The 19,820-nt window shown below is 74.4% G+C and carries 19 protein-coding genes; 10 read left to right on the forward strand and 9 right to left on the reverse strand.

The window, feature by feature from the left end; all coding sequences use genetic code 11:
• Nucleotides 1–5: 5 nt before the first annotated feature.
• The 5 genes from cobM to ABEA77_RS26070 all read right to left on the reverse strand — a co-directional run bounded on the left by cobM (nucleotide 6) and on the right by ABEA77_RS26070 (nucleotide 3,908).
• Nucleotides 6–752, reverse strand: a complete 747-nt coding sequence (cobM, locus tag ABEA77_RS26050; protein ID WP_345652400.1) for a precorrin-4 C(11)-methyltransferase — start codon at nucleotides 750–752, stop codon at nucleotides 6–8.
• Nucleotides 749–2,050 carry a precorrin-6y C5,15-methyltransferase (decarboxylating) subunit CbiE gene (cbiE, locus tag ABEA77_RS26055; protein ID WP_345652402.1) on the reverse strand — a complete coding sequence of 434 codons (1,302 nt, stop codon included), beginning with the start codon at nucleotides 2,048–2,050 and terminating at the stop codon, nucleotides 749–751. Before cbiE ends, cobM begins: the two co-directional genes overlap by 4 nt.
• A gap of 378 nt (nucleotides 2,051–2,428) precedes the next feature.
• Complete coding sequence (locus ABEA77_RS26060; protein ID WP_345652404.1) at nucleotides 2,429–2,695, reverse strand: GlsB/YeaQ/YmgE family stress response membrane protein; 267 nt, start codon at nucleotides 2,693–2,695, stop codon at nucleotides 2,429–2,431.
• Nucleotides 2,696–2,812: 117 nt separating this feature from the next.
• A complete protein-coding gene (locus ABEA77_RS26065) occupies nucleotides 2,813–3,217 on the reverse strand; it encodes a DnaJ family domain-containing protein (protein WP_345652406.1) in 405 nt (134 codons plus the stop codon).
• A gap of 82 nt (nucleotides 3,218–3,299) precedes the next feature.
• The gene (locus ABEA77_RS26070; protein ID WP_345652409.1) at nucleotides 3,300–3,908 is read right to left on the reverse strand and encodes a TIGR03086 family metal-binding protein; all 609 of its coding nucleotides are present in this window, start codon (nucleotides 3,906–3,908) and stop codon (nucleotides 3,300–3,302) included.
• Between the two features lie 388 nt (nucleotides 3,909–4,296).
• On the opposite strand from ABEA77_RS26070, the gene ABEA77_RS26075 reads away from it, so the two are divergent.
• The 3 genes from ABEA77_RS26075 (at nucleotide 4,297) to ABEA77_RS26085 (ending at nucleotide 6,568) form a co-directional block, all read left to right on the forward strand.
• Nucleotides 4,297–4,680: an SH3 domain-containing protein gene (locus ABEA77_RS26075; RefSeq protein WP_345652412.1), complete on the forward strand. Its 384-nt coding sequence runs from the start codon at nucleotides 4,297–4,299 to the stop codon at nucleotides 4,678–4,680.
• A gap of 158 nt (nucleotides 4,681–4,838) precedes the next feature.
• On the forward strand, nucleotides 4,839–5,909 hold the full coding sequence (locus ABEA77_RS26080) for a DUF6597 domain-containing transcriptional factor (protein WP_345652415.1): 1,071 nt from the start codon (nucleotides 4,839–4,841) through the stop codon (nucleotides 5,907–5,909).
• Between the two features lie 74 nt (nucleotides 5,910–5,983).
• On the forward strand, nucleotides 5,984–6,568 hold the full coding sequence (locus ABEA77_RS26085) for a GNAT family N-acetyltransferase (protein ID WP_345652417.1): 585 nt from the start codon (nucleotides 5,984–5,986) through the stop codon (nucleotides 6,566–6,568).
• Nucleotides 6,569–6,642: 74 nt separating this feature from the next.
• On the opposite strand, the gene ABEA77_RS26090 is transcribed toward ABEA77_RS26085, so the two are convergent.
• Complete coding sequence (locus ABEA77_RS26090; RefSeq protein WP_345652419.1) at nucleotides 6,643–7,134, reverse strand: MarR family winged helix-turn-helix transcriptional regulator; 492 nt, start codon at nucleotides 7,132–7,134, stop codon at nucleotides 6,643–6,645.
• 104 nt (nucleotides 7,135–7,238) lie between these two features.
• Here ABEA77_RS26090 and ABEA77_RS26095 point away from each other — a divergent pair, with 104 nt between their 5' ends.
• From ABEA77_RS26095 to ABEA77_RS26105, 3 genes are all read left to right on the forward strand, one after another.
• The gene (locus ABEA77_RS26095; protein ID WP_345652422.1) at nucleotides 7,239–7,589 is read left to right on the forward strand and encodes a YnfA family protein; all 351 of its coding nucleotides are present in this window, start codon (nucleotides 7,239–7,241) and stop codon (nucleotides 7,587–7,589) included.
• A 173-nt stretch (nucleotides 7,590–7,762) separates the two neighbouring features.
• Nucleotides 7,763–8,557, forward strand: coding sequence for an SDR family NAD(P)-dependent oxidoreductase (locus tag ABEA77_RS26100; RefSeq protein ID WP_345652488.1), 795 nt, complete (start codon nucleotides 7,763–7,765; stop codon nucleotides 8,555–8,557).
• A gap of 55 nt (nucleotides 8,558–8,612) precedes the next feature.
• Nucleotides 8,613–8,846 carry a hypothetical protein gene (locus ABEA77_RS26105; protein WP_345652425.1) on the forward strand — a complete coding sequence of 78 codons (234 nt, stop codon included), beginning with the start codon at nucleotides 8,613–8,615 and terminating at the stop codon, nucleotides 8,844–8,846.
• Nucleotides 8,847–9,747: 901 nt separating this feature from the next.
• On the opposite strand, the gene ABEA77_RS26110 is transcribed toward ABEA77_RS26105, so the two are convergent.
• A complete protein-coding gene (locus tag ABEA77_RS26110) occupies nucleotides 9,748–10,941 on the reverse strand; it encodes an RtcB family protein (RefSeq protein WP_345652428.1) in 1,194 nt (397 codons plus the stop codon).
• 214 nt (nucleotides 10,942–11,155) lie between these two features.
• Here ABEA77_RS26110 and ABEA77_RS26115 point away from each other — a divergent pair, with 214 nt between their 5' ends.
• From ABEA77_RS26115 to ABEA77_RS26125, 3 genes are all read left to right on the forward strand, one after another.
• Complete coding sequence (locus ABEA77_RS26115) at nucleotides 11,156–12,163, forward strand: DUF3558 domain-containing protein (protein ID WP_345652431.1); 1,008 nt, start codon at nucleotides 11,156–11,158, stop codon at nucleotides 12,161–12,163.
• A 207-nt stretch (nucleotides 12,164–12,370) separates the two neighbouring features.
• Entirely contained in the window at nucleotides 12,371–13,330 is a 960-nt protein-coding gene (locus tag ABEA77_RS26120) for a DUF3558 domain-containing protein (RefSeq protein WP_345652434.1), read from the forward strand.
• Between the two features lie 262 nt (nucleotides 13,331–13,592).
• Nucleotides 13,593–15,284: a DUF2637 domain-containing protein gene (locus ABEA77_RS26125; RefSeq protein ID WP_345652437.1), complete on the forward strand. Its 1,692-nt coding sequence runs from the start codon at nucleotides 13,593–13,595 to the stop codon at nucleotides 15,282–15,284.
• Between the two features lie 76 nt (nucleotides 15,285–15,360).
• On the opposite strand, the gene lysS is transcribed toward ABEA77_RS26125, so the two are convergent.
• Entirely contained in the window at nucleotides 15,361–17,139 is a 1,779-nt protein-coding gene (lysS, locus tag ABEA77_RS26130) for a lysine--tRNA ligase (RefSeq protein WP_345652440.1), read from the reverse strand.
• 137 nt (nucleotides 17,140–17,276) lie between these two features.
• Between lysS and argS the strand changes: the two genes are divergently transcribed.
• A complete protein-coding gene (argS, locus tag ABEA77_RS26135) occupies nucleotides 17,277–19,076 on the forward strand; it encodes an arginine--tRNA ligase (protein ID WP_345652443.1) in 1,800 nt (599 codons plus the stop codon).
• Between the two features lie 83 nt (nucleotides 19,077–19,159).
• Here the strand turns inward: argS and ABEA77_RS26140 are convergent, their stop codons facing one another.
• Nucleotides 19,160–19,744: a GNAT family N-acetyltransferase gene (locus tag ABEA77_RS26140; protein WP_345652446.1), complete on the reverse strand. Its 585-nt coding sequence runs from the start codon at nucleotides 19,742–19,744 to the stop codon at nucleotides 19,160–19,162.
• Nucleotides 19,745–19,820: the final 76 nt, after the last annotated feature.

Genomic DNA, 19,820 nt, shown 5'->3' on the forward strand with positions numbered 1-19,820 from the left:
CCCGCTCAGACCCCCCGTTCGCGGGTCGTCGAGTAGAGGTGGCTGTCGCGGAAGGGGGTGGCGGTGAGGACGCGGCCCACGAGGATCACCGCTGTCCTGGTGATGCCCGCGGTTCTGACCTGGTCGGCGATGGAGCCGAGGGTGCCGCGCAGTACGCGTTCTTCGGGGCGGCTCGCGAAGGCGACGACCGCGGCGGGGCAGTCGGGGCCGTAGTGCGGCAGGAGCTCGGCGGCGACGCGGTCGGCGTAGCGGGCCGCGAGGTGGAGGACGAGGAGGGCGCCGCTCGCGCCGAGCGTGGCGAGGTCCTCGCCTGGGGGCATGGGGGTGGCCTGCTGGGCGAGGCGGGTGAGGACGACGGTCTGGCCGACGGTGGGGACGGTGAGCTCCCGGCCGAGCGCCGCCGCCGCGGCGGCGAACGCCGGCACCCCGGGAACCATCCGGTACGGCACGGACTCCGCGTCCAGCCTGCGCATCTGCTCGGCGACCGCGCTGAAGACCGACGGGTCGCCGGAGTGCAGGCGCGCCACGTCGTGCCCCGCGCGGTCGGCCCGTACGAGTTCGTCCGTGATCTGGTCGAGGTCGAGGTCCGCGGTGTCGACGAGGCGGGCGTCCGCGGGGCACTCGGCCAGCAGGTCGCGCGGCACCAGGCTGCCCGCGTACAGGCACACCCGGCAGCGGGCGAGCAGCCGCGCGCCGCGCAGGGTGATCAGGTCGGCGGCGCCGGGCCCCGCCCCGATGAAGTAGACCGTCATGACGTGACTCCCGTTCCGGGGTGGGTGGTTGTCGCCTTGGTGACGGACCACTGCGTCACCGGCATCGCCTGCCGCCAGCCGGTGAACCCGCCCACCGGGACGGCGGAGGCGACGGCGAGCCGTACGAGTTCGCCGCCGTGGTGCCCGTACCAGCGGGCGAGCAGCGCCTCGGACTCCAGCGTCACGGTGTTCGCGACCAGCCTGCCGCCCTCGGGCAGCGCGTCCCAGCACGCGTCGAGGACGCCGGGCGCGGTGAGGCCGCCGCCCACGAACACCGCGTCGGGCGGCCCTGGCAGGCCTGCCAGGGCGCCGGGCGCCGCGCCGGTGGCGACGGCGAGGCCGGGGACGCCGAGGGCGTGCGCGTTGCGGGCGATGCGCCCGGCCCGTACGGGGTCGCGCTCGACGGCGACGGCGCGGCACGCCGGGTGCGCGCGCATCCACTCGATGCCGATGGACCCCGAGCCGCCGCCGACGTCCCAGAGGAGTTCGCCGGGCGCGGGCGCGAGGGCCGCGAGCGTGGCGGCCCGCACGTGGCGCTTGGTGAGCTGCCCGTCGTGCTCGTACGCCGTGTCCGGCAAGCCGGGTACGGCGCCGAGCCGCGGCGCCGCAGGCGCGCGGCGGCAGGCGACGGCGACGAGGTTGAGCGGGTCGCCCGGTGCCTCGTCCCAGGTCTCAGCGGTGCCGCGCAGATGGCGCTCGCGGGTGCCGTCGCCGAGACGCTCCAGTACGTGCAGTTCGCTCGGCCCGTAGCCGCGCTCCCGCAGCAGCGCGGCCACCGCGGCGGGCGTCGCCGCGTCCGCGCTGAGGACGAGCAGCCGCCGCCCGTCGTGCAGCGCGGCGGCGACCCGTTCCACCGGCCTGCCGACCGCCGAGACGACCTCGGTGTCCTCCTGCGGCCAGCCGAGCCGCGCACACGCGTAGGCGAGCGACGACGGGTGCGGCAGGACGCGCAGCCGCCCGGCCCCGACCGTCTCGGCGAGCGCCCTGCCGATGCCGTGGTGGAACGGGTCGCCGCTGGCCAGCACGGCGACCGCGCGCCCCGCGTGCGCGGCGAGCAGTCCCGGCACCGCGGGCCGCAGCGGCGAGGGCCACTCCACCCGGTCGGCGGTCACCTCCGGTGGCAGCAGGCCGAGTTGGCGGGGCGCGCCGATCACGACCTCGGCGGCGAGCAGCGCCTCCCGCGCGGGCCCTGCCAGCCCTGCCCAGCCGTCCGCGCCGATCCCGACGACGGCGAGGGGCGGTTCGGCAGGCCGGGCAGGGCTGGGTATCGGCGTCGGCGGCTGTATCGGCGGCGTCATACGGGGTCACCTAGGGGCGCGGGGGGCTGGGCTGCGGGTCCGGCGGGCGCGGGGCGCGGCGGATCCCGGCCAATCTACCCGGGGGCCGTCACCGGGGGCGGGGGCCTTCCCCCCGGTGGCCCGGCGCGCACCCGCGTCCAGCGCCCGAGCCCGCCCCCGTACCGCGCGACGGCCGCCGAAGGGGGTCCTCCGGCGGCCGTCTGCCTGCCACTGCGGGGCGGTACCGCCCCGCCGTCCCGTACGGGTGCGCGCCGGGGTGCGCGCCGGGCGGCGCGCACGAGGCGGTTTCGTCCGGGTCAGGGCGGATCGGGGAGCGAGGTCCGGCGCCTGGGGGAGGTGCCGGGGCACGCGAGCCCGGCACGATCCGCACGGGAGGCCCTAACGGCGGTGCGTCCGCGGGCGGTCGAGCGCCGCGATGCCCAGCGCCGCGAGTGCGACCTGGATGATCCACTCGATCCAGTCGACGCCCTTCGTGTCGGCGACCCCGACCGCCGAGGCGATCGCGCTGCCGATCAGCGCCGCCACGATGCCGATGACGATCGTCCACACCACGCCGATGTGCTGCCTGCCGGGCACGACGAGCCGCCCCAGGACGCCGACGACGATGCCGATGATGATCGCCGAAACAATGCCCGAAATCTCCATGTCCGTCCCCTTTTCGCCACACTGACGCTGACAGTGGGTTACGCGGGAGCTTGTGCCCTCCCCGCAGACGTTCACTCCAGGGGCGGAACGCGAGCCGGGCGCCGGGGGCGCCGCGGGTCAGCCGGCCCGCCCGCGCACGCGCCAGTCGGCCACGATCTCCTCGACGTCGAACGGCCTGATGCCCAGCGGCGGCCCCGGCGGCGGCTTCGCGAGCACCGCGCCGATCTTCTCGTTGATCTCGGCGACGATCCGCCGCACCCTGCCCTCGGACGGCGCGCGCTGCGCGGCGACGAGCGCCTCCTCCGCCTCCTTGCGCAGCGCGAGCGTGGGCGGCAGGTACGACAGGTTCTCCCTGCGCATCTTGCCCTTGACCCACCACAGCTCGTCGTACGGCTTGTCGAGCCCGGAGAGCGGCTTGCCCGCTCCGGTCAGCCCGTCGAAGACGCCGCGGTCCTGCGCCTCGCGGATCTGCCGGTCCACCCAGGTCTCGAAGTCGACACCCGGCGGCTTGCGTTCGGTCATCGTGGGCCTCCTCGTGCACGCGTGGCGGCAGGCGGGGCGCGGCGGTCGCGCGGGGCGCCCGCTTCCAGCGTACGGGCCGCCCTCAGCTCCCCGCCCGCGCCCGACCGCCCGACCGCGCGGGTGCCCGCCACCCCGGGTCGCGGCCCGTCACACCGAGCAGCCGGTCGAGGGCCGGCGCGCCGGGCGGCACCTCCACCTCCGGGCCGAAGGCACCCATCGACCGTGCCAGGGGGGCGAGTTCGGCGAACTGCCGGGCGACGTCCTCGACCACGGCGTCGTCCTGCGCGTACGCGTACGGCCTGCCGGTGGCCCGCGCCAGGTCCCAGCCGTGCACGACCAGATCCCCGAGGACCATCACACCGGCGGTGCGCGCGGGCATGCCCATCGCGCCGGCCGTGCCGTCCTCGGCGCCGGGGCGTACACCCGCCGCGACCAGGGCGCGCGCCTCGCCGGCGAAGCCGGCGCGCCAGTCGCCCGTCAGCTCCAGGGGCCCCGCGCCCATGTCCGCGTCCTCCTTGGCCGCGAGCCCCTGGAAGGTGATCACCACCCGGTAGAGGTGGCCGGCCAGCGCGCGGACGTCGTACGCGCCGCACGGCGTGGGCAGCCCGAGCTGTTCGTCGTCGAGGGCGCGGACCACCGGCACCGTGCGGGCCGCCGCGCGCTCCAAGAGGTCGCTGATCTTCTCGCTCATGGCGCCGACGGTAGAGGCGCGGCGACGACGCGTCTTGAAGAAACCCGCCATCCCGCGCCCCGGCACCAGCCGCCTCATCCGATCCGGAGCATGGGCCTCCGCTGCCCCCACCTGACCCGCACGCACCACCGCCAAACTCGAACACGGAGGGTCACGGAGGCGCCCGGAGCCGCACGAGAGCGCGGGGGGGAGCGGCCTCGCGGGGCCCCTCGCCGTGTACCACCGCACAACCGGGTGATCACAGCCGCGACCCCTGGCGGTGCGGGCGCGGGCCCCTGTCCAATGGACCCGTGCGGCGAACACGGTGTGCACTCGCACAGTCACCCCGCGTTCCCGCTGTCCACCGGCCGACCGGCCACGGGGGATCACTTCCATGAAGGAGACCGAGTTGACCCGTACAACGAGCCCGACCCGTACGACCAGCGACCAACGCTCCGCCGGCCGCGCACCGCGCGCGCTCGCGGCGGCCCTCGCCGCCGTGGCCCTCCTCACCCTGGCCGGGGCGTCGACGGCCGCCGCGAGCAGCGCCGCCGGCCCCGTCCGCACCCTGCCCGCCGCCGCGGCCGGCCACCAGGCGGCCGCGGTGACCTGCACCGTCAACGACAACGGTGTGAACTACCGGGGCGGCCCCGGCGAGAACTATCCGGTCTTCGGCAAGGTCAACAGGGGCCAGAAGATCAACGTCAGGGGCCGGCAGGGCAACTGGTACATGGGCGACCTGTGGGGCGGGCGCACCGGCGTCTGGATCCATGTCGCCTATGTGACCTGCTGACCCGGGCCGCCCCACGGCGATCCGGCCGGCCCCCGGCGGGCCGGCCGGGGAGCCCATCAGAGCGTGGCCCCCGCGAGGACCGGCACCGTCTCGCGGGGGTCACAGGACCTGCCGTCCGCGCGCGGGCCGCCCCTCCTCCTGCGGCCTACGATCGGACCATGGCCGGTCCACGGCGGGACACCCGCGGCATCGTCGATGCCGCGGGTCTGCTGGCCCGCGTACGGTTCAGGCGCCGCGAGCCCGCGCCCGCGCTGCGCCCCTACGTGGAGCACTACTGGCTGATCGACTGGGATCTGGACGAGCCGTACACCTCCCGCGTCGTCCCGCATCCCTCGGTCAACGTGGTCTTCCAGTCCTTCGAGCGATCCGCCCAGCCGCCCGTCGAGCCATCCTTCGGGCGATCCGTCGAGCCGCCCGTCGAGCCGTCCTTCGAGCGGTCCGCCCAGCCGCCCGTCGAGCCGTCCTTCGGGCGATCCGCCCAGCCGCCCGCCGACCGGGCGACCCGGCCACCGGCCCCGGGGCCCGCGTGGTCCCCGGCGGCCACGGAGTCCGCCGAGATCGCCGAGATCGCCGAGATCGCCGGAATCAGCAACCGGCTGTTCACACAGCGGCTCGCGGGCCGCGGCCGGGTGTGCGGGGTGCAGTTCAGGCCCGGCGGCTTCCGGCCGTTCTCGCCCGCGCGGCCCGTCTCGTACTGGAAGGACCGGCAGGCCCCGCTCGCCGAGGCCATGCCGGTGGCGGACCGCGACATCACGGCGGTCCTCGGGCCCGAGGCGGAGGACGAGCGCGTCGCCGGGCTCGACGCGTACCTGCTCGGCGTGCTCACCACCGCGTCCTGTGCGGCCACCGTGCCGGGCGCCCCCGGCACGTCAGGAGCGCCGGGGGCGGGGATGCGGCAGGCGGCGCGCGCCGTGCGCCTCGTGGAGATGGTGCGGCACGACCGGAGCATGCGGCGCGTCGACCGACTCGCCGCCGCGGCGGGCCTCTCGCCCCGCTCGCTGCAACGCCTCTTCGGCGGGTACGTGGGCGTCGGCCCGAAGTGGGTCATCCTGCGCTACCGCGTCCACGAGGCGCTGGAGCGCGCGGAGTCGGCGGGCCCGGCGGGCGCCGTCGACTGGGCGGCGCTCGCCACCGAGCTCGGCTACAGCGACCAGGCGCACCTCGTGCGGGACTTCACCGCGACGGTGGGCGTGCCGCCCACGGCGTACGCCCGCGCGGGCGCGGCCTGAGCCCGCACCGCCCACGGCCCCGGCCGCCCCCGCGGCCCCTGCGCACCCGGGCCGCACTCCTACAGTGGCTCGACATGGAGAAGAAGGCGTTTCGCGCTCCGCGCGTACGGCTCGAACCGTGGTCGGAGGCCGACCTCGGGCTGCTGCGCGCCCTCAACGCGCCGGAGCTGATGGTCCACCTCGGCGGGCCCGAGACGGACGAGCAACTGCTCGCGCGGCACCGGCGGTACGTGGCGCTCAGCGGCGACAGCCCCCGCAAGGGGCGGCTGTACCGGATCGTGCTGCTGCCGGAGCGGGAAACCGGCGAGCGGTCCTGCAGGCTCGCGCCGTCCGTGGGAACGGTCGGCTTCTGGGAGAACGTCTGGGACGGCCGGGAGATCTACGAGTCGGGCTGGGGTCTGCTCACCGCGTTCCAGGGCCGGGGCATCGCCGCGGCGGCGGCCCGCGCCGCCGCGGAGCAGGCCCGCGCCCAGCGGGCGCACCGCCACCTCCACGCGTTCCCCTCGGTGGCCAACCCGGCCTCCAACGCGGTCTGCCGCAGGGCGGGTTACACCCTGCGCGGGGAGCGCGCCTTCGAGTACCCGCCGGGCACGGTCCTGCGCTGCAACGACTGGTGGATGGACCTGGCGGGGCCCCCGGCCGCGGCGCCACGGCGCTGACCCCGCCCGCGGCGCCGCACCCCTGGCCCCGCCGCACCCGGGCCGCCCTGACCCGAGCGGGTCTGACCGGCGCGTCACCCGCGCGGCCGGCGCGCGCCCCGCGATGTGTTCAGCTCGACCGTGCGGTTCATATGCCGTACGAGGAGCGCGAGTTCACTCTCGTCGTACGCCTGGAACAGCTCGTCCCACGGGCCGCGCGACTCCTCCCACACCGCGGCGAAGCCGCGCATGCGCTCCGGCACGCCCTCCACCAGGACGCGCCGCCGGTCCTCGGTGTCCCTGCGCCGTACGACGTATCCCGCGCGTTCGAGCCGGTCCACGAGGCGGGTCGCGGAACCGGTGGTGAGACCGGTCAGCTCGGCGATGCGGCCCGTGGTGACGGAGCCCGTTTCGAGGCCGAGCAGGCTCAGGCACTGCACGTCGGTGGGGTGCAGCCGCAGCCGGTCGGCGACGGCCTGCGTGAGCAGCGCGTACGAGGCCATGCAGCGGCGCGAGACGGCCGCGGCCTCGGCGACCAGCGCCGCACGCCCCGGCGCCGGGTCCCCCTGCTCCCCCTGCTCCGCCATGCCCCCAGCGTACGGGTACGCACCAGGCGCCCCAAGGCCACCAGTGGTCCATCCCCACCTCAGACGGCGCCTCGGCCCCACCCCTGCCATGGCACGCTGTGCCCATGTTCGTGCTGCGCTCCGCCGCCCTGTTCGTCCTCGCCGCCCTCTTCGAGATCGGCGGCGCCTGGCTGGTCTGGCAAGGGGTGCGCGGCGACGGCGGTTCCGGCGGGCGCGGCTGGCCGTGGATCGTCGCGGGCGTCGCGGCGCTCGGCGCGTACGGCTTCGTGGCGACACTCCAGCCGGACGGGCAGTTCGGCCGCATCCTGGCCGCGTACGGCGGGGTCTTCGTCGCCGGGTCGATCGTCTGGGGCGTGGCCGCCGACGGCTACCGCCCGGACCGGTGGGACATCGCGGGCGCGGTGATCTGCCTCGCGGGCATGGGCGTGATCATGTTCGGCCCGCGCGGGCGCTGACCCCGCGGGCCGGGCGACGGCGGGGGGAACAGGCAGCCGGAGGGCGGGGACAATCCGCCGCGAAGGGGCCGGGGGTGGCTGCCTATCCTGGGGCGCATGGGCCGCAGGGCCCCCCGATCCACCTGTGCGAGGAGATCCCCATGACCGCCGCAGCCGCCGCGGACCGTCCCACCGTGGCCGCCGCAGAACCCGCCGCCACCGCCGTCGTCACCGGAGCCAGCGGCGGCATCGGAGCGGCGACCGCCCGGCAGCTCGCCGCCGCCGGCTACCACGTCGTCGTCACCGCGCGCCGCGGGGACCGCGTCGCCGCGCTCGCCGAGGAGATCGGCGCGGCGGGCGGCAGCGCCGAGGCCCAGGTGCTCGACGTGACCGACCGGGCCGCGGTCGACGCCTTCGCGGCCGGCCTCGCGGAGGCCCAGCGCGCGGCCGACCGCGGCCCGGTCCAGGTGCTCGTGAACAACGCGGGCGGTGCGCTCGGGCTCGATCCGGTCGCCGAGGGCGACGTCGACGAGTGGCGGCAGATGTACGAGACGAACGTGCTCGGCACCCTCAACGTCACGCAGGCCCTGCTGCCCGCGCTCACCGCGAGCGGCGACGGCACGGTCGTCGTGGTCTCCTCCACGGCGGGACACGGCACGTACGAGGGCGGCGCGGGGTACGTCGCCGCCAAGCACGGCGCGCACGTGCTCGCCGAGACGCTGCGCCTGGAGATCGTCGGCACGCCGGTCAGGGTGATCGAGGTCGCGCCCGGCATGGTCAGGACCGAGGGCTTCTCGACCACCCGCTTCCACGGCGACGAGGAGCGGGCGGCCAAGGTCTACGAGGGGGTCGCGGAACCCCTCACCGCGGACGACGTGGCCGACACGATCACCTGGGCGGTCACCAGGCCCAGCCACGTCAACATCGACCTGCTGGTGGTCAGGCCGCGCGCACAGGCGTCCAACACCAAGGTCCACAGGGAGCCGTGATGCGGGCATCCACTCCCCCGGCCCCCGCCGGGACGATCCACGCGAGGAGCATCCGATGAGCGACAACTTCACCACGCGCGCCCACGACGAGGGCGCCAAGCGCGGCGGCGAGGCCATCGAGTCGTACACGTACTCCGGTTACACCAGCAGCGGGCAGAGCTGGCGGTCGAGTCCGGGCGAGACGCTGACCAGGCTCCTCGCCGACCTGCTGCACTGGGCCGACGACACCCAGCGCGACTTCGACCGGGCGCTGGAGCGGGCGCGGAAGCTGCACGACACCGAGCTCTGAAGCACGGCCGGGCGAGCACGCCACCGATCACCATATGAACCGGATGAACTGAACGCCTGCTCGAAAGATCATCAGTTCAGGTGGCCGAGCGGCAATCTCCTGGCGAACGACCCCCCGTACGGCTGATGCTCGTGGTGCGCAGGTGACCGGCCGCGGACCGTCACGGCGCTCCCGCCCTTGTCCCACAAGGCGGGAAATGTCCCACGACGTGCGTCCTCAGGGCGCACACAGCAAGGAGAGAAGAACATGAACATCCTCACTGGTGTCCTCGCCGGCCTCGTCCACCTCGTCGGCTGGCTGGTCTGACACCCGCGAGCCCAGGCGCCGGCCCCCACACGGGGGGCCGGCGCCTCCGCATGTCCGCCCCGCCACGGGGCGAACGGCGAGGGCCCCTCACCGATGCGATCCTGTCGGCGTGTCGCACGCGGAGAGGACGGCCGGTCAGGAGCGGGCCGCGCTCGGGGGCCTTCGGCCGCGGGTCCTGGAAACGGACCCGGACTCCCTCGGGGCCGCGTGGGAGGACGAGCAGGCGCGGCCCGAGGCGTACTGCGCGGGCGGATCGAACGGAGCGCCTGGCTCCTGGCCTGGGCGGGCCTGCGCCCGGTCGGGGTGGTGGCCGCGGTCGCGGCAGCCGACCCCGGGCCGGAGGAGTGCCAACTCGACGCCTTGCGGGTCGACCCGGCATGGCCTGGACGCGGCGTCGGTGCGGCCCCTGGTCGAGGCAGTACTCACGAGGGCGGAGCGACACGGCGCCGAATCGGTTTCCTTGACCGTGGCCGAAGACATCGACGACGCACGTCATTGCTACGAGCCTGCCGGATCCCGGGGGACCCGAGAGCGGGAGCCCTGCCCCGTCCGGGGACCCCGTCCGTGCTCCCGCGCGTGCGGCGCGCGGGCGGGGTCAGCCCTTGACGCAGACGACCTGCCGAAGTTGGGCGACCACCTCGACGAGGTCGCTCTGGCGGGCGATGACCTGCTCGATGGGCTTGTACGCGCCGGGGATCTCGTCGACCACGCCCGAGTCCTTGCGGCACTCGACGCCCCGGGTCTGCTCCGCCAGGTCGCGCGTGGAGAAGCGGCGCTTCGCCGCACCGCGGCTCATGCGCCGGCCGGCGCCGTGCGAGGCGGAGTTGAAGGCCGCGGCGTTGCCGAGGCCCCGCACGATGTAGGAGCCCGTGCCCATGGACCCCGGGATGATGCCGAGGTCGCCGCCGCCCGCGCGGATCGCGCCCTTGCGGGTGACGAGCAGGTCCATGCCGTCGTAGCGCTCCTCCGCCACGTAGTTGTGGTGGCAGGAGATGACCGGCTCGAAGGCGACCTTCGCCTTCCCGAACTCCCGGGCCACGACGTCCTGGAGCAGGCGCATCATGAGCTCGCGGTTGTGCTTCGCGTACTCCTGGGCCCAGAAGAGGTCGCCCCGGTAGTCCCGCATCTGGGGCGTGTCCGCGACGAACACCGCGAGGTCGCGGTCGACGAGGCCCTGGTTGTAAGGGAGTTCCCGGGCGATGCCCATGTGGTGCTCCGCCAGCTCCTTGCCGATGTTGCGGGAGCCCGAGTGCAGCATGAGCCACACCGAATCGGACGTATCCACACATACCTCGACAAAATGATTCCCGGATCCCAGCGTTCCCAACTGCCTGCGGGCGCGGTCCTCGCGGAAGTGGACCGCCTGGGCCACGCCGGCGAAGCGGGACCACAGGTCGCGCCAGGGTGCGACGGGGAGGCCGTGCAGGGCGGCCGGGTCCACGGGATCGTCGTGCAGGCCGCGACCGACCGGGATGGCACCCTCGATGCGGGAGCGGAGGCGGGAGAGGTCGTCGGGGAGGTCGCCCGCCGTCAGCGACGTGCGCACGGCGGACATGCCGCAGCCGATGTCCACGCCGACCGCCGCCGGGCAGACCGCGCCCTCCATCGCGATGACGGAGCCGACCGTGGCCCCCTTGCCGTAGTGGACGTCGGGCATCACGGCGAGGCCCCTGATCCACGGGAGGGTCGCGACATTGTGCAGCTGGCGCATCGCGGACTCCTCGACGGACGCGGGGTCGGCCCACATCCGGATCGGCACCCTCTCGCCCGGAATCTCCTCGTATGCCATGTTTTCCTCATCCCCCGGTTTCGTGTGAAGAACTACGATGCACACGGCGTGCGCCGACACCCGGCGCCTGGGGCGCGCGGCGCGGCGAAGTGGCCGACACCTGGACCGACCAGCGGCGTCAGGGGCGTGTGCGGTACACATTGTGTCCATCCACCGCCCCGGGGCGGCAAACACTTTTGCGCCCCGTGGACCGTCTTCGAGGAGGCTCCGGACCGTGCAGGGATTCCGGCAGACGTGGCACCGCGGCGCCCGCCGCACGGCGTACGGGTCCGGCCTCGCGGCGCTGCTCGTCGCGCTGGCGGCGGGCGGCTGCACGGCGGGCGGGAGCGCGGGAGGGTCGCCCACCGACGCCAAGCAGGGCGACCCGGCGCTCTCGCTGCCGGCGCCCGGCAAATACCGCACACTGCTCGAACCGTGTGGCGCCGCACCCAGGTCCCTGCTGAAGGACATGCTGCCCGGGGTGGCCTCGCTCTCCCCCGACCAGCAGGAGCGCGCACTTCAGGGCACGCCCGTGGTGACGTACGACACGGACCGCCGCGTCGGGTGCAGTTGGCGCGCGGACGCGCCGGACGCGTCGCACCGGCTGTCGGTGGACATCGAGCGGGTCGTCTCGTACGACCCGGCCGTCAGCGACGCCGACCGCGCGAAGCAGGTCTACGCGGAGAAGCAGCGGGCGGCGCACATCCCGGACTCGGGTTCCGCCTCGCCCTCGACGCCCTCGTCCTCCGCGACCGCGTCCGCGGACGGCACCCCCGGCTCCTCCGGCGCCCCGGACTCCGCAGACCCGTCCGGTCCGGCGTCCGGCTCCCCGAGCGGCTCGGGCCGCCCAAACGACGCGGACGCGTCGGGCGATCCGGCCGCGAGCGGCTCCGGCAGCCCCGACAGTCCCGGCAGCTCCGGCAGCTCCGGCAGCTCCGGCAGCTCCGATAATTCCGACACCACGGACAGTTCGGACGGCGGCGCGGGCGGCTCCGAACCCGACCTCCAGCCGCGCAAGCTGAGCGGACTGGGCGACGCGGCGTTCGTGGACGACGTGCTGACCCAGTCCGGATCCGCGGCGAGGAACCGGACCGTGAGCGTGGTGTTCCGCACATCCAATGTGATCGTGACGGTCACGTACACGGCCCAGCCGACCCACCCCGACGAGGTCCCTGACAGCAAGGAACTCCAGGACAGGGCGCAGGCGCTGGCGAGCGAGCTGGCGGACGAGTTCGACCAGTAGCCCCCGCTCGGCCGCCTGCGCGGCGGCCCGCCGCGGGGTGCGGGAGAGGGCGCGCGGGTCCTGCGGCGGCGCCGCTGCGGTTACCGTGGCGGCTCGGACCATACGCACCGACCCGTGCGCACGGTCCGTGACGACAACCGACCCACGACGCCCCACCGGTACCCGAACGCCCACGATCCGTGACCGAAAGCTATGACTGAAGGAACCATGCGCCGATCAGCATCGCGACTCCCCCGCATCCTCGCCGCCGCGGCCGTTCCTGCGCTGCTCGTCGTCGCCGGCTGTTCGTCCGGCTCGGACGGCGGGAGCGGCTCGGACGGCGCGGAAGGCGCGGGGGCGTCGAGCTCCCCGTCTGCCGCGCACACGCCGACGGTGGCGCCCGCGAAGTACCGCAGTCTGCCGGACGCCTGCAAGGCGATCGACGCGGGGACGGTGAAGTCGCTGGTGCCGAACGCCAAGCCGAAGGGCGGGACGGCCGGCACGTCGACCGATGTCAACGCGCACAGCAGCTGCGCGTGGAACGGCCTCAAGGACAAGGGCGTCGACGGTTCGCAGTACCGCTGGCTTGAGGTGTCGCTCTCGCGCTTCGACTCGCAGACGGCGCTCGGCAGCGGGAACGCCCAGGCGTCCAAGCAGTACGCGACCGAGATCGACGCGGCGCAGACCACGCAGGACGCCAAGAGCGTGATGACGTCCCCGGTGACGGGCGCGGGCGACCAGGCCACGCAGGTGACGTACGAACTGCACAAGTCCGGTGAGGACTTCAGGTATGCGACGGTCGTGGCGCGCGCGGACAACGTGGTGGTGTCGCTCACCTACAACGGCGCGGGCTTCGAGGGCCAGAAGACGCCGAGCAAGGACGACATCACGAAGGGCGCGGTGAAGGCCGCCAAGAGCGCGCTCAGCGCCGTCGAGAACGGCGGCACCCCGTCGGCCTCGGGGTCCGGCTCCCCGGGTTCGGGGTCCGGCCCGGGTTCGGGCAAGGGGTCCGGTTCCGGCAAGGGCTCCGGCACGCCCTCGGCCAAGCCGAGCACGTCGGCCTCTCCGTCCGGCAGCACGGGCCACGACCCGGGCAAGCCGGGCTCCTCGGCCTCCCCCTCGGCGTCGAAGGCGGCCGCGGGCGCCGACCCCACCGGTTCGCCGTCCGGCGGCGGCGTCGCGGGCTGAGCCCTCCCGGCGCACACAACTCCGGCCGCGCCGGGCCTGGTCGGGCCTGGTCGGGTCGGGTCGGGTCGGGTCGGGTCGCAGCGGACCGCGTCTGCGGCCCGGCGCGGCGGCACCCCGGTGACCAGGGCCGGGCGGCCGTCCCGCGCTCCCGCGCCCGCGCCACCCGTACACATGTGCAAGGCTGTTGCCCCGCCGACACCCGCCGGGCCCGCCCCCGGGGCGGCGGTCGACATCGGAGCACCAGTACGGGAGGGGATCGCGCGTGGCCGCGATGCAGCTGTCACGGACGCATCGGATACTGGTCGGCGTCGTCGTCACCGGCGCGGTCGTCATCGCCGGGATCGGCTTCGCCGGTTCGTACGCGGCGGTGCGCGCGCTCGCCGAGAGCAAGGGCTTCGGCGCGTTCTCGCTGGTCTTCCCGATCGGCATCGACGCGGGCATCTGCGTGCTGCTCGCGCTCGACCTGCTGCTGACCTGGATCCGTATCCCGTTCCCGCTGCTGCGGCAGGCCGCGTGGGTGCTGACGGCGGCGACGATCGCCTTCAACGGCGCTGCGGCGTGGCCCGATCCGCTGGGCGTCGGCATGCACGCGGTCATCCCGCTGCTGTTCATCGTCACGGTCGAGGCGGCGCGGCACGCGGTCGGCAGGATCGCCGACATCACGGCCGACAAGCACATGGAGGGCGTGCGGCTGACGCGCTGGCTGCTCTCGCCCGTGCCCACGTTCAAGCTGTGGCGGCGGATGAAGCTGTGGGAGCTGCGCAGCTACGAGCAGGTCATCAAGCTCGAACAGGACCGGCTCATCTACCAGTCGAGGCTCCAGGCGAGGTTCGGGCGCGGCTGGCGCAGGAAGGCCCCGGTGGAGGCGCTGATGCCGCTGCGGCTCGCGCGGTACGGGGTGCCGCTCGCGGACACGGCGGACGCGGGCCTCGCGGCAGCGGGCATCGACCCGGCGCCCTCCATGGGCGCTGCACTCGAAGGCCGAGGCGGCGGGCGGGAGTTGACTGCGGGCGGGGCCGATCTGGCGAAATCCGGGCAGGGCCGGGGAGACCAGGGCCCGCCCATGGCCGAGGGCCCCTGGCAGGAGCCGCGGGTACGGGCGCAGCTGCCGCACCAACGCGGCCCGCAGGAGGGCCCTTACAGCGACGGGATGCCCCAACAGGCCGCCCAGCGGCAGGCGTTCGACGGCGACGGGATTCCGCAGGAGCAGGCCGAGCAGTACGCGTACCCGTCGCAGGACGAGGGCAGCCCCTGGTTCGCCGGGCGGCGCATCCCCGAGGGGGCGTACAACGGCACCTACAACCCCCGCTACGTCGAGGGGCTCGAACCCACCGCGGTCGCGGCCCCCAACGGCCCCGGCGACGGCGCCCCTTACGGCCCGCCTGCCCCCCAAGGCCCCCAAGCCGCCCGGGACGTCCGCGACTTCCAGGACCCGGAGAACTTCCCGAACGCGCAGAGCTTCGAGGACCCGCGGGCTTTCCGGAACCCGCAGAACCTCCAGGACCCGCAGGGCTTCCAAGACGACCCCCAGGAGGCCCAGGCCCAGGCCGCGGGCCAGGTCCCGGGTCCGCAGCAGGCCCCGGGCCGTGGCCGCCCGCTGGGCGGCGGCCCCGGTGTGCCCGTCCCGGAGCCGCAGCAGCCGCAGGAGCCCGAACCGCCGCAGGACGCCGCGCGGGAGGCTGCGGAACCCGCCGACGCCCCGGCGGACGAGCGCGCGGCGGTCGCCGCGACCACGGACATCCCGCGCGACGAGGCCTACTACGCCGCCTTCCGCAAGTACATAAGCGAGAACAACGAGATGCCCAACGAGCGGCAGTTCGCCCGCTACCTGCTGGACCTGTACGACTTCAGGGGCCGCGACGGCGGCCCGCTGCGCGAGAGCACCCTGCGGGGGCCGCTCCGCGAGGCCCAGCGCAGGTTCCAGGAGGAGCTGGACGCCGAGCACATCGCGTAACCGCCGCGCGGCTACGCGAGGCGCAGGACGGCCGCGGGCGCCCGGCGGGAGGAACCCGCGGGGCGCCCGCGCCGCCTCACGCGCCGAGCAGCCTCCGCACCCGCTCCGCGCCCACGGCGAGCAGCAGCGTGGGGAGCCGGGGGCCGGTGTCCCTGCCCACCAGGAGCTGGTAGAGCAGGGCGAAGAACGACCGCTGCCGCGCCTTGAGTTCGGGCGTCGGCTTGGCGTCGGGCGCGAGGCCCGCGAGGACCTTCGGCACCCCGTAGACCAGGCTCGTCAGACCGTCGAGCGACCAGTGTTCGTCCAGCCCCTCGACCAGCAGCCGCAGCGACTCGCGGGCCTGCTCGTCCAGGGAGCCCAGCAGGTCCTTGTCCGGCTCGGTCCGCACCACGGTGCGGGCCTCGGCGGGGACCTGGCTGCTGATCCAGTACTCGGCGCGGTCCAGCCGGGGCCGCACCTCGTCGAGCGAGGCCAGCGGCCGCTCGGGGTCGAGCTCGCTGAGGATGCGCAGGGTCTGCTCCTCGGCGCCCGCGGTGATGTCCGCGACGGACGCGAGGGTGCGGTACGGCAGCGGGCGCGGCGTGCTCGGCAGCTCGCCCGCCGCCGTGCGGACGGCGCGGGAGTACGCGGCGGCGTCCGCGGGCAGCGCGACCCCGTCCGCGACCTTCTTCGACAGGGCGTCCCACTCGTCGTAGAGCCGCTGGATCTCCTGGTCGAAGGCGATCTTGAAGGACTGGTTGGGCCTGCGGCGCGCGTACAGCCAGCGCAGCAGCGGCGCCTCCATGATCTTCAGCGCGTCGGCGGGCGTGGGCACGCCGCCCTTGCTGCTGGACATCTTCGCCATGCCGGAGATCCCGACGAAGGCGTACATCGGGCCGATGGGCTGCACCCCGCCGAAGATCTCCCGCACGATCTGCCCGCCGACGACGTACGAGGAGCCGGGCGAGGAGTGGTCGACGCCCGAGGGCTCGAAGATCACACCCTCGTACGCCCACCGCATCGGCCAGTCGACCTTCCACACCAGCTTGCCGCGGTCGAACTCGCGCAGCAGCACCGTCTCGGTGAAGCCGCACGCGGTGCAGGTGTAGGTGAGCTCGGTCGTCTCGTCGTCGTACGCGGTGACGGTGGTGAGGTCCTTGCCGCACTGCCCGCAGTAGGGCCTGTACGGGGAGTAGCCGCCGGCGCCGCCGCTGCCGTCGTCCTCGTCCGCGGCGCCCGAGCCCTCCGCGGCCTCGATCTCCGCCTCGTCGACGGGCTTCTGCTGCTTCTGGCCCTGCTTGCCCTGCGGCGCGCCCTTGGCCTTCGCGCCCGGCGTGCCCGCGGACGTGTCCTTGGTGCGGTAGCGGTCGAGGATCGCGTCGATGTCGGCGCGGTGGCGCATCGCGAACAGGATCTGCTCGCGGTACGCGCCCGACGTGTACTGCGCGGTCTGGCTGATGCCGTCGTACACGACACCCAGCTCGGCGAGCGCCGCGGCCATCGCGGCCTTGAAGTGCTCGGCCCAGTTCGGGTGCGGGGAGCCGGCCGGCGCGGGCACCGAGGTCAGCGGCCTGCCGATGTGCTCGGCCCAGGACTCGTCCACGCCGGGGACGCCGCTGGGCACCTTGCGGTAGCGGTCGTAGTCGTCCCAGGAGATCAGGTGGCGCACCTCGTACCCGCGGCGGCGGATCTCGTCCGCGACCAGGTGCGGTGTCATGACCTCGCGGAGATTGCCCAGGTGGATGGGGCCTGACGGCGAGAGGCCCGACGCGACGACCACCGGTTTGCCGGGCGCACGCCGCTGAGACTCGGCGATGACGTCGTCGGCGAAACGGGAGACCCAGTCGGTCTCGGTGCTCTGAGCCACGGTCGGCACGTCCTTCTTTCTCCAGGCCGTCGGGAAAAGCGGCGACCGCCATTGTCCCAGGTGCCCGCGGCAGCTGGAAAATCGCTTTCGCGGACGTGGGAGAATGACACACAAAACTTGACCTCTACAGAAACGGCAGCCGGCTCATGGCCTCGGTTCCCTCACTCGCTTCGACCGTCGATCAGCGCATCGCGGACGCCCTCTCGGCAGCTCTGCCCGAGGCCGGTGCCGCCGATGTCCTGCTGCGACGCAGCGACCGGGCGGACTTCCAGGCCAACGGCATCCTGGCGCTCGCCAAGAAGCTCAAGGGCAACCCGCGGGACCTCGCGGCCCGGGTCGCAGGCGCGCTCTCCGCGCCCGAGGTGATCGCGGACGTCGAGGTCTCCGGGCCCGGCTTCCTCAATGTGACGGTCGCGGACCGGGCCATCGTGGAGACGCTGGCCGCCCGGCTCGCGGACGAGCGGCTCGGCGTGCCGCCGTCCCCGGACGCGGGCACCACGGTCATCGACTACGCCCAGCCGAACGTGGCGAAGGAGATGCACGTCGGCCATCTGCGGTCCGCGGTCATCGGCGCCGCGGTGGTGGAGATCCTGGAGTTCATGGGCGAGAAGGTGGTCAGGCGCCACCACATCGGCGACTGGGGCACCCAGTTCGGCATGCTCGTCCAGTACCTGATCGAGCACCCGAACGAGCTGGACAGGAGCGCCGGGCAGTCCACCGGGAGCGGCGCGAGCGCGGCGGGCGAGGCCGCGGGCGAGGCCGCCATGTCCAACCTGAACCGCCTCTACAAGGCGTCACGGACGCTGTTCGACTCCGACGAGGAGTTCAAGGCGCGGGCCAGGGACCGGGTGGTGGCGCTCCAGGCGGGCGACCCGGAGACGCTGGCGCTGTGGCAGCGCTTCGTGGACGAGTCGAAGGTCTACTTCTACTCCGTCTTCGGCAAGCTCGACATGGAGATCCACGACGAGGACATCGTCGGCGAGTCCGGCTACAACCACATGCTGACGGAGACCTGCCGGCTGCTGGAGGAGAGCGGCGTCGCCGTGCGCTCCGAGGGGGCGCTGTGCGTCTTCTTCGACGACGTCAAGGGCCCGGACGGCAAGCAGGTCCCGCTGATCGTCCAGAAGTCCAACGGCGGCTTCGGCTACGCGGCGAGCGACCTGTCCGCGGTCCGTGACCGGGTGGGCAACCTGGGCGCGACCACCCTGCTCTACGTGGTCGACGTCCGGCAGTCCCTGCACTTCAGGATGGTCTTCGAGACGGCGCGCAGGGCCGGCTGGCTGAGCGACGACGTGAAGACGGTCCAGCTCGCGTTCGGCACGATCCTCGGCAAGGACGGCAAGCCGTTCAAGACGCGTGAGGGCGAGACCGTACGCCTTGAGGACCTGCTCGACGAGGCCGTCGAGCGGGCCACGGCCGTCGTGCGGGAGAAGGCGGAGAAGGCCGGGCTCGGCGAGCGGGAGATCGAGGAGAACGGCAGGTACGTGGGCATCGGCGCGGTCAAGTACGCCGACCTGTCGACGTCCGCGGTCCGCGACTACAAGTTCGACCTCGACCAGATGGTGTCGCTGAGCGGCGACACGTCCGTGTACCTCCAGTACGCGTACGCGCGGATCCAGTCCATCCTGCGCAGGGCCGAGGGGACCGCGGCGCCCGTGCCGCACCCGGAGGTCGCGCTCGCGCCCGCCGAGCGCGCGCTCGGCCTGCACGCGGACCGGTTCGGCGAGACCCTCGCCGAGGTCGCGGAGAACTACGAGCCGCACAAGCTGGCCGCCTACCTCTACCAACTGGCGTCGCTGTTCACCGCGTTCTACGACCAGTGCCCCGTGCTGAAGGCGGACACCCCCGAGCAGGTCGAGAACCGCCTCTTCCTGTGCGCGATCACCGCGCGCACGCTGGAGAAGGGCCTGGCCCTGCTGGGCATCAGGGCCCCCGAGCGGCTCTGAGCGCACTGGGGCGCACCAGGGGCCCCCGTCCGCCACGCCTCGCGGCCACGCACCGGAGAGCCGGTGCGTGGCCGCGCCGTGTGTCAGGGGCCCGGCGGGCCCGCGTGCTGCCAGGTCCAAAGCAGCGCGCCGCCGGGCGCGGCGACCGGTGGCTGGTCCGTGAGGGAGAAGCCGGCGGCGCGCGCGACGGCGCGGCTCGCCGCGTTCTCCGCGACGATCCGCAGCAGGACCCGCCGCGCGCCGAGCGTCCCGTACGCGTAGGCGACGGCCGGGCGCAGGGCCCGCGCGGCGAGGCCGCGGCCACGGTGGCGCGGGCCGATGGCGTAGCCCGCCTCCACCGCGAGCGGGTAGTCGACCGCGGTGAACAGCAGCACCTCGCCGAGGGGCGCGCCGCCGTCCTCGGTCACCGCGAGCTGGAGCCTGCGCCCGGCCGCGCGGGCCTCGGCGGCGCGTGCCAGGTAGGCGCGGGCCGCCGCCTCGTCGAACGGCGAGGCGAGCGGCGTGAACCTGGCCGTGTCCGGGTCGTCGAACAGCGCGGTCATCGCGGGCACGTCGGCGGCCGACCACTCCCGCAGCACCAGCCCCTCGCCCACCAGCCGCACCGGGGCGCCGGGGCCGGGGAAGCGCGGCGGCGCCCCAGCGGCGGGCTCGGCGTCTCGACCGGTCACGGCGGGCTCCCTCCTGCGCACCCGCGCGCACGGGGTGCGTACGCCGCCGATCGTGCCACGGACCGCCGTGCCGTGC

The organism is Streptomyces tremellae, from assembly GCF_039540215.1.
GTDB lineage: Bacteria > Actinomycetota > Actinomycetes > Streptomycetales > Streptomycetaceae > Streptomyces > Streptomyces tremellae.